This window comes from Pseudomonas sp. G5001 (assembly GCF_013385475.1).
Taxonomy (GTDB): domain Bacteria; phylum Pseudomonadota; class Gammaproteobacteria; order Pseudomonadales; family Pseudomonadaceae; genus Aquipseudomonas.
In genome coordinates this window covers 19,902-28,735 of record NZ_JACAPZ010000055.1, presented here as the reverse complement: position 1 = coordinate 28,735, position 8,834 = coordinate 19,902, and the positions used below count along the sequence as shown (strand labels likewise).

At 65.3% G+C, this 8,834-nt stretch carries 7 protein-coding genes; all 7 read left to right on the top strand.

From position 1 onward, the window contains the following. Positions 1 to 218: 218 nt before the first annotated feature. The 7 genes from HX805_RS31350 to HX805_RS31320 are packed head-to-tail and all read left to right on the top strand — an operon-like array spanning position 219 to position 8,606. On the top strand, positions 219 to 1,880 hold the full coding sequence (locus tag HX805_RS31350) for an ABC transporter substrate-binding protein (RefSeq protein WP_023659005.1): 1,662 nt from the start codon (positions 219 to 221) through the stop codon (positions 1,878 to 1,880). Then, positions 1,877 to 2,857, top strand: a complete 981-nt coding sequence (locus tag HX805_RS31345) for an ABC transporter permease (RefSeq protein WP_102370239.1) — start codon at positions 1,877 to 1,879, stop codon at positions 2,855 to 2,857. The genes HX805_RS31350 and HX805_RS31345 overlap by 4 nt, the downstream gene beginning before the upstream one ends. After that, positions 2,854 to 3,717, top strand: a complete 864-nt coding sequence (locus HX805_RS31340) for an ABC transporter permease (protein WP_087694968.1) — start codon at positions 2,854 to 2,856, stop codon at positions 3,715 to 3,717. Before HX805_RS31345 ends, HX805_RS31340 begins: the two co-directional genes overlap by 4 nt. Then, positions 3,714 to 5,429, top strand: a complete 1,716-nt coding sequence (locus tag HX805_RS31335) for an ABC transporter ATP-binding protein (protein WP_177117622.1) — start codon at positions 3,714 to 3,716, stop codon at positions 5,427 to 5,429. The genes HX805_RS31340 and HX805_RS31335 overlap by 4 nt, the downstream gene beginning before the upstream one ends. A 20-nt stretch (positions 5,430 to 5,449) precedes the next feature. Further along, complete coding sequence (locus HX805_RS31330) at positions 5,450 to 6,658, top strand: acyl-CoA dehydrogenase family protein (RefSeq protein WP_177117621.1); 1,209 nt, start codon at positions 5,450 to 5,452, stop codon at positions 6,656 to 6,658. Beyond that, positions 6,655 to 8,094 carry an MFS transporter gene (locus HX805_RS31325; RefSeq protein ID WP_177117620.1) on the top strand — a complete coding sequence of 480 codons (1,440 nt, stop codon included), beginning with the start codon at positions 6,655 to 6,657 and terminating at the stop codon, positions 8,092 to 8,094. The genes HX805_RS31330 and HX805_RS31325 overlap by 4 nt, the downstream gene beginning before the upstream one ends. Continuing rightward, entirely contained in the window at positions 8,094 to 8,606 is a 513-nt protein-coding gene (locus tag HX805_RS31320) for a GNAT family N-acetyltransferase (protein WP_177117619.1), read from the top strand. Before HX805_RS31325 ends, HX805_RS31320 begins: the two co-directional genes overlap by 1 nt. Positions 8,607 to 8,834 lie beyond the last annotated feature (228 nt).

The window sequence follows — 8,834 nt, the reverse complement described above, 5'->3', positions numbered from 1 at the left end:
CTGTAAGAGCGGAACCAATAGCCGCCGTTACCGCAGCAACGGATATGTACTCAAACCTCACGCCCCCCCAAGGCCGAGCTGTTGCCTGACCAACACTTCCCACACACATTGTCGTTTTCAGCAATCCCCCAACCCTCCAATCCCCCCTGTTTACAGGCCCAAAAACCCGGCATGCCTTGTGCAATGACCCAGTTCCCGGACTTTAGGCCTGACCCATCATGCAAGAACCCGCCCCTTACCCGCGACGATCCAGCCCGTTGCTCCTTATCGGCACCGCCACACTCTGCGGCCTGCTCCTGGGCTGTGGCCAAGGCAGCTCCACCGTCACACGCAGTGACCAGCCGGTAAAGGGCGGCACCCTCGTGTACGCCACCGACCGCGAACCCACCTGCCTCGACCCCCACGTGGCCGGCGACATGCCCCAGGTGTTCGTCGCCCAGCAGTACCTCGACTCCCTGGTCTCGATGGACGCCGACGGCCGCATCGGCCCCTGGCTCGCCAAGACCTGGGAAGTCTCCCCCGACGGCCTGACCTACACCTTCCACCTGCGCAACGACGTGCACTTCACCGACGGCACCCCGTTCAACGCCGCGGCGGTCAAGGCCAACCTCGACCACATGGCCAACCCCAAGACCCAATCCAGCACCGCAGGCGGCTACATCCGCCAATACCGCAGCACCGACGTGCTCGACGAATACACCGCAGTGGTGCACCTCGCCACGCCGTACGCGGCCTTTCTTGAAGTTCTCGCCCAAGGCTTCCTCGGCATCGAGTCCCCCACAGCCCTGCTGCGCTCGCGCGATGTGAACTGCGAAAGCCCGGTCGGCAGCGGCCCGTTCAAGGTCGTGCGCTGGGACCGGCAAAGCCAGGTCGAGCTGGTGCGCAACCCCGACTACAACTGGGCGCCACCCACCGCCAAGCACCAGGGCCCGGCCTGGCTCGACCGGATCGTCTGGAAGTTCATCCAGGAACCTTCCGTGCGCTTCGCCTCGTTGCAGGCTGGCGAGGTCGACGTGATCGAGGCATTGCCCCCCGAATCCCACGAGGCCGCTCGACGCAACCCGGACCTGACCCTGGTGATCGCCCAACGCCCCGGCAACCCCACCAACGGCACGCTGAACATTACCCGTGCGCCGTTCGATGACGTGCGAGTGCGCGAAGCCTTCGTACGCAGTTCCGACATCGAGGGCGCGTTGAAGAGCGTGTACTTCAACGAATTCCCCCGCGCCGGCGGGCCGCTGAGCCCAGCCACGCGCTTCTACAGCCCGGAGTTCCAGCACGCCCAGGATTACGACCCGGCCCGGGCTGCGCAGTTACTCGACCAGTCCGGCTGGACCCAGCGCGACAGCGAGGGCTACCGCACCAAGGACGGCAAGCGCCTGCAAGTCCATGTGGTGATGGGCAACCGCACGCCACCGTCGGAATACACCTTGTGGGAACAGGTGCAGGCCACCACCCGGCAGGTCGGCTTCGAGCTGATCGTCGACCAGATGAGTGACGTGCAGGCCACCAAACGCCAGGCCGACTGGGACTACGACATTCGCCTCGGCTACTGGAACACCAACACCGCCGACGTGCTGCGGATCATCTTCGGCAGTGAGTTCATCAGCCCGGCGGGTGTCGGTGGTTACCACCAGAACACCGCAGGCTTCAGTGATCCGGCGTTCGACACGCTGATCCGGCAAGCCCTCACCACCCAGGACAGCGAGCAGCGCCGGGCGCTGTATTACCAGGCGCAGAAAATCGCTTCCAGCCAGTACCTGCAATTGACCACCTACCCGCAAAGCACGCGGCTGGGTATCTACAAGACCACCCAGGGCGTGCGGCTGGAGCCGTCGCTGGCGGTGACTTATCTCTATGACGCATGGGTGAACAAATGAGCGACACATCACTTGCCAACCCACGGCGCGAGCGCCTGGCCCGGCTCGGCAAACGTGCGCTGTGGCGCCTTGCCGGCGGCGTGCTGGTGCTCTGGGCGGTGGCCACGCTGACGTTCTTTGCCTTGCGCCTGATGCCCGGCGATCCGGTGCAGGCGATCCTTGGCGGCCCGAGCGGCAACCCCACCCCCGAGACCATCGCCGAAGCCACCCGCGAGTACGGCCTCGACAAACCATTGGCGGTGCAATACGCGTTGTACCTCGGGCGACTGGTGCAGGGTGACCTGGGGGTTTCCTATTCCCAGCACCTGCCGGTGACCCGAGTGCTCGCCGAGCAATCCTGGCCGACCCTGGAGCTGACCCTGACCTCGCTCGCCCTGGCCTGGATTCTGGTGCTGGCGCTGACGGTGCTGACCGCCGGGCGCCGCCGCTGGGTGGCCAGCCTGGCCTCGTTGGCCGAAACCCTGGCCGCCGCGCTGCCGCACTTCTGGCTGGGGATTCTGCTGCTGGCGGTGTTTGCGTTCGGCCTGCGGCTGTTCCCGCCGGCAGGCAGTGATGGCTGGCGCACCCTGGTGTTGCCGTCGTTCGCCCTGGCGATTCCGCTGGCCGGGTTTATCGCCCAGGTCACCCGCGAATCCCTGGATTTGACCCTTGACCAACCCTTCATCCTGACCGCCCGCACCCGTGGCCTGAGTGACTTCAACGTGCGCTTCAAACACGCGTTGCGCCACGCCGTGTTGCCGGGCATCTCGCTGTCGGGCTGGGCCATCGGCGCGCTGATCAGCGGCGCCGTGGTGATCGAAGTGATTTTTTCCCGCAAGGGCCTCGGCCGCCAGTTGTACCAAGCGGTGCAGGCCCAGGACCTGCCGCTGACCATCGGCATCAGCCTGGTGGTCGCCGCCGGTTACGTGCTCGCCAATATCCTGGTCGACCTGTTGTACCTATGGGTCGACCCTCGCCAACAGGAACTTCCAGCATGAGTGGCCTGACCCTGGAAACACCGCTGCCCGCACTGCGGATTCAGCGCACCACTCGCACGCTGCGCCTCGGCCCGCTGTTGGCGATTACCTTTCTGTTGCTGGTGATCGTCGCGGCGCTGGTGCCGCAGTTGTTCGCCTACAGCGACCCGCTGGCCATCGTGCCCCGCGATGCGTTTCATTCGCCGAGCCTGAGCCACTGGTTCGGCACCGATCAGTCGGGGCGGGATATTTTTTCGCGGGTGATCCATGGCACCCGCCAGTCGTTGTTCATCGGCCTGGCAGCCACGGCGATTGCGATGACCATCGCCATTGTGCTTGGCCTGTTGGGCGGGCTGGGCGGCGCGCGGGTGGACCGCGGCGTGGGCTGGTTGCTGGAAGTGCTGTTTGCGTTTCCGAGCCTGATCCTGGCGCTGTTGTTCGTGGCTATTTTCGGCAGCGGCATCGGCCCGCTGATCGTCGCCACCGGGCTGGGCAGTGCACCGGGTTATGCGCGGATGGTCCGTGGCCAGGTGCTGGCGGTGCGCAACGCGGGCTATATCGAAGCCGCCCGGGCCCTCGGGCATCCGCCGCTGCGCATCATCCTGCGCCAGTTGCTGCCGAACGCCATGCGCCCGCTGATCGTGACCCTGACCATGGGCGTGGGCCAGGCGATTGTCTGGGCCTCGGCCCTGAGTTTTCTCGGCCTGGGCGCCCGTCCGCCGGCACCGGAGTGGGGGACCATGTTGTCCATGGGCCGCGACTTCATCGCCAACGCCTGGTGGCTGACGTTCTTCCCCGGGCTGTTCATCGTATTGACCACGCTGTCGACCACGGTCACTGGCCGTTACCTGCAACAACGCCTGGAGGGCCGTCTTTCATGAGCGACCAGAAACGCTTGATCGTTGAAGGGCTGTCCATCGAGTTTGCCGGGCAGTCGGTGGTGCGCAATCTGTCTTTCACCCTGGAGCCTGGCAAGACCCTGGCGCTGGTGGGCGAATCCGGCTCCGGTAAAAGCGTCACCGCCCGCAGCCTGATCGGCCTGGCGGGTGCGGGCGCGAAGGTTACGGCGCGCACCTTGAGCTATGACGGTGTGGATTTGCTCAGCCTGTCGGAACGCGGCTGGCGTCGTTTGCGTGGCAATGGCATCGGCTTCGTGTTGCAGGATGCACTGGTGTCCCTCGACCCGTTGCGGCCGGTGGGCAAGGAAATTCTCGAAGTGCTGGAGACCCATCGCTGGGGCGACCGTCGCAGCCGTGGCGAACGCGTCATTGAACTGCTGGACCTGGTGGGCGTACCCGAGCCGCAACTGCGTGCCCGCCAGCGCCCCGATCAACTCTCCGGCGGCCTGCGCCAGCGTGCGCTGATTGCCAGCGCACTCGCATTGAACCCCGGCCTGGTGATCGCCGATGAACCGACCACGGCGCTGGATGCCACGGTGCAGGCGCAGATCCTGCAGGTGTTGCAGCAGATCAAGGCCCGTGGCGATTCGCTGCTGATCATCAGCCATGACCTGGCAGTGGTCGCGCAATTGGCCGATGAAGTGCTGGTGCTGCGCCACGGCGAAGTGGTGGAGCAGGGCCCGATGGATCAGGTGCTGCTCAACCCGCGCCACGCCTACACCCGCTCGCTGCTGGATGCGGTGCCCGCCGAACATGCCCGTGGCACACGCCTGTCGCCGGAGCGCAGCAACGCTGTGGCGCAACCACGGCCGGGCGCGGATTCGCCGGTGTTGCTCAAGGCCTCCGGGCTGGGCAAGCGGTATGTCGGCCCCGATCAACAGTCGCGCCAGGTGGTGGACGACGTCAGCTTCGAGCTGCGCGCCGGCCGCACCCTGGGCATCGTCGGTGAATCCGGCTCCGGCAAAACCACCGTGGCACGCATCGCCCTCGGCTTGCTGCAACCGGATGCCGGTGAGGTGCGTTTTCTCGACCAGCCATGGGCCGCGGCAGGTACCGAGCGGGTCGAGGAAAAGACCCGCCGTGTGCATCGCCGGGATATCAGCGTGATTTATCAGGACCCGCTGAGTTCGTTCGACCCGCGCTGGACGGTGGGGCAGATCCTCAGTGATGCGCTGGACGTTGCCGGTATCGACGCCGAGCAACAGGCGGCCCGCGTGACACAGTTGCTCGACCAGGTACGCCTGGCGCCGCAATTGGCCGAGCGCCGACCGTTGCAACTGTCGGGCGGGCAGCGCCAGCGCGTGGCGATTGCCCGGGCGATTGCCAGCAACCCCAAAGTGATTATCTGCGACGAGCCGGTGTCGGCGCTGGACGTGTCGGTGCAGGCCCAGGTCCTGGATCTGCTGGCCGACCTGCAAGCCTCGCTGGGCCTGGCCTACCTGTTTATCTCCCACGACCTGGGGGTGATTCGCCACGTCAGCGACGAGGTGTTGGTGATGCGCCATGGCCAGGTGGTGGAAAGCGCCAGCGTCGAGACGTTGTTTGAATCGCCCCAGCACGAATACACCCGGCGCCTGCTGGGCGCGGTGCCACGCCTGCCCGGCAGCGGCACGCAGTTGGTGGTGCCGGCCCTGGAGCCGGAAAACCCCGGCTGGCTGTTTGATGAATCGCGCCTGTGGAAAATCGCCATCTAGACCTGAATCAAGGAAGTGCCATGAGCAAGTTGTCTGCTGTACCCACGCCACCGGTTGTAACGGTGGCCGAACTGAACGCCCGTGCCGACCGCATCCTGCCGCAGATTGCCGCCGGCGCTGCGCAACGTGAGCGTGACCGCCAACTGCCGTATGAGGCCGTGGCGCAGATCGCCCAGGCCGGGTTGTTTACCGTGCGGATTCCCAAGCGGTTTGGCGGCGCCGGTGGTTCGGTCAAGGACGTGATTGCCTTGCTGATTCGCATCGCCTCGGCCGACTCCAACGTGGCCCAGGCGCTGCGCCCCGGTTTCGGGTTTGTCGAAGGCCTGCTGGCGTCCCGCGCCGAGGGGGCGGAGGAGGAGCGCGAGCGTTGGTTCGGGCGCTACCTGCAAGGCGCCGTGATCGGCAATGCCGGCTGGGAAGTCGGCGGTGCCAACGGTTCGATCAGTGCGCGCATCGTGCGTGACGGCGAGCACTTTCGCGCTTGCGGCAGCAAGTACTACAGCACCGGTTCGTTGTATGCCGATTGGGTCAGCGCCGTCGCCCTGGACGAGAATGACCAGCCCGTTTCGTTCATCCTGCCGCGTGACCGCCAGGGCCTGGAGTTGCTGGATGATTTCGACGCCATGGGCCAGCGCCTGACCGCCAGTGGCACCACCCATCTGCATGATGTGCAGGTGTTGGCCAGCGAGATCCGCACCCGCACCGTCGAGGAAGGCAAGCGCACGATTGTCACGCCGTTCCTGCAAGTGTTCCTCGCGGCGGTGCAGGCCGGTATTGCGCGCAATGCGCTGAATGATGCGGTGACCTTCGCCAAGGAGCATGCGCGGCCGATCAAGCACAGCAGCGCCACGCGCTCGGTGGATGACCCGTACGTGGAACTGAGCGTGGGCGACGTTTCGGCCCGGGCCTTTACCGCCGAAGCGGTGGTGTTGCACGCGGCGGACTCCATTGACCGCGCCTGGGCTGTGGATCTTGATGCGGTGGCCGTCGACCAGGCGGCAGTGGACGTGGCCCAGGCGCAATACATCGCGGCCGAGTCGGCGCTCAAGGCCGCCGAGCTGGTGTTCGACGTGGGTGGCGCTTCCACCACCGGCCGCGCGCATAACCTGGACCGGCACTGGCGCAACGCGCGCACCGTGGCCAACCACAATCCCCGGCACTGGAAAGCCGCAGCCGTGGGCGCCTGGCAACTCAAGGGCACGCCGCCTCCGACATCGGGGCTGTTTTGAACAAAGCCCTCGACCTTTCACACCCCTTGGGCGAGGTGGGCACCGGGCATGCGCGCCGGGTGCCGATGATCATCGGCTGTGCGCTGTTCATGGAACTGATCGACGCCACGGCAGTGCTCACCGCGCTGCCGCAGATGGCCCAGGATTTCGGTGAGCCCAGCGTGCGCATGAACCTGGTGGTGTCGCTGTACCTGCTGGCGGTGGCACTGTTCGTGCCGGTCAGCGGCTGGGCGGCCGACCGGTTCGGGCCGCGTCGGGTGTTTATCAGCGCCATCGTGCTCTTCACCCTCGCGTCGGTGGCCTGTGCCTGCTCGGGCTCGTTGTTGCAACTGTCCCTGGCGCGTTTGGCCCAGGGGGCTGCGGGGGCAATGATGGTGCCGGTGGGGCAGGTGATCCTGCTGCGCTGGTCGGCGCGGGAAAACCTGCTGCGTGCCATGTCGTACCTGACGGTGGCGGCGCTGGTTGGGCCGCTGCTGGGCCCACCGTTGGGCGGGCTGTTGGTGACGGTGCTGTCGTGGCACTGGATCTTCCTGATCAACCTGCCGATCGGCGTGCTTGGGGTGATCCTGGTGCTGCGCTATATCCCGGACTATTCCGGGACGCCCGGCCAGCCATTGGACGTTCCCGGCCTGTTGCTCAGCGGTGTGGCATTGGGCGGGCTGGTGTTCGGTTTCGAGGTGCTGGGCCACGGCCTGTTGCCGCGCCAGTGGGCGTTGCTGCTGATTGGCGGCGGGCTGTTGAGTGCCTGGCTGTATGTCCTGCATGCACGGCGGACGGCGTACCCGTTGATCGATTTTTCATTGTTGAAAATCCCGACCTTCGCGGTGAGCTTCTGGGGCGGCAACCTGATGCGCATCGGTAGCGCGTCACAGCCGTTTTTGCTGGTGTTGCTGTTCCAGCTGTGTTTCGGGCTTAACCCGTTGCAGGCGGGGCTGCTGAGCGTGGCCGGTGGCGTGGGTGCGTTGCTGATGAAAATGCTGGCAGTGCGGATTGTCAGCCGCTTCGGTTTCCGGCGCACCTTGATCGGCAATGCGGTGCTCACCGGTGCAACCATCCTGGCGTGCAGCCTGTTCGAGGTATCAACGCCTTACTGGATTGTAATACTGGTGTTATTTGGCAGCGGGATCATTCGCTCGCTGCAATTCAGCACCCTGGGGGCGTTGACCTATGCCGACGTGCCACCGGAGCAATCCAGCCGCGCCAGCAGCCTGTCGGCGATGACCATTCAGTTGACGTTGAGTTTATCGGTGGGCATCGCGGCGGGGCTGCTCGGTTTGATCATGGCCGTGCGCGGGCATGCCACGGTCGAGCAGAGTGATATCGCCTGGATCATGGCGGGTGCCGGATTGCTGTGTGCCTTGTCGGGGCTGGTTTATCGCAGGCTGTCGCCCCAGGCGGGCTCGGCGATTTATGCAAAACGCGCAGAGGGAATGTGATGATTCGGGCAGCACGTATCGAGGACGCAGGTGACATTGCCTGGGTGCATATTCGCAGTTGGCAGCAGGCTTATCGTGAACTGATGCCGGCGGATTACCTGGCTTCGCTGGAGGCGACACAGCCCAGGCGCGAAGCCTTTTGGCGCCAGTCGATTGAGCAGGGAAACGAAACCGTGTTTGTCGCGGAGGTCGGGGGGCGTGTGGTGGGCTGGATTGCAGTGAGCCCGAGTCGTGATGAGGATGCCGACCCGGGAAAAACCGGTGAAGTGCAGGCGGTGTATGTAATTGCCGAGCACTGGGGGACCGGAGTGGGCAGGGCGCTGTGGCTCAGGGGGCTGGAGCATCTCGCCAGCCTGGGGCTGGAGACGGCGACGTTGTGGGTGCTGGCTGAAAACCGGCGGGCAGTGCGCTTTTACCAAAACGCAGGATGGATAGCGCAGCCCGAATCAAGCCGCACCCTTGCTCGGGGCGGTCGTGAATTGGAGGAAATCCGCTACCAATCCCAAAAGTGACGCTGAACCTGTGGCGAGGGAGCTTGCTCCCGCTGGGCTGCGCAGCGACCCCAAAATCCTGGGAGCGCTTCGCACTCCAGCGGGAGCAAGCTCCCTCGCCACAGGGGAATGCCGCTCTGGACGCTCTGCGTTCGCTCATAAAATCGTGACGCAGAGCGTCACCGGATGCATTCCCACGCAGAGCGTGGGAACGATCACACTCACCATTTTTGCCTGAAAGCTGCGCGG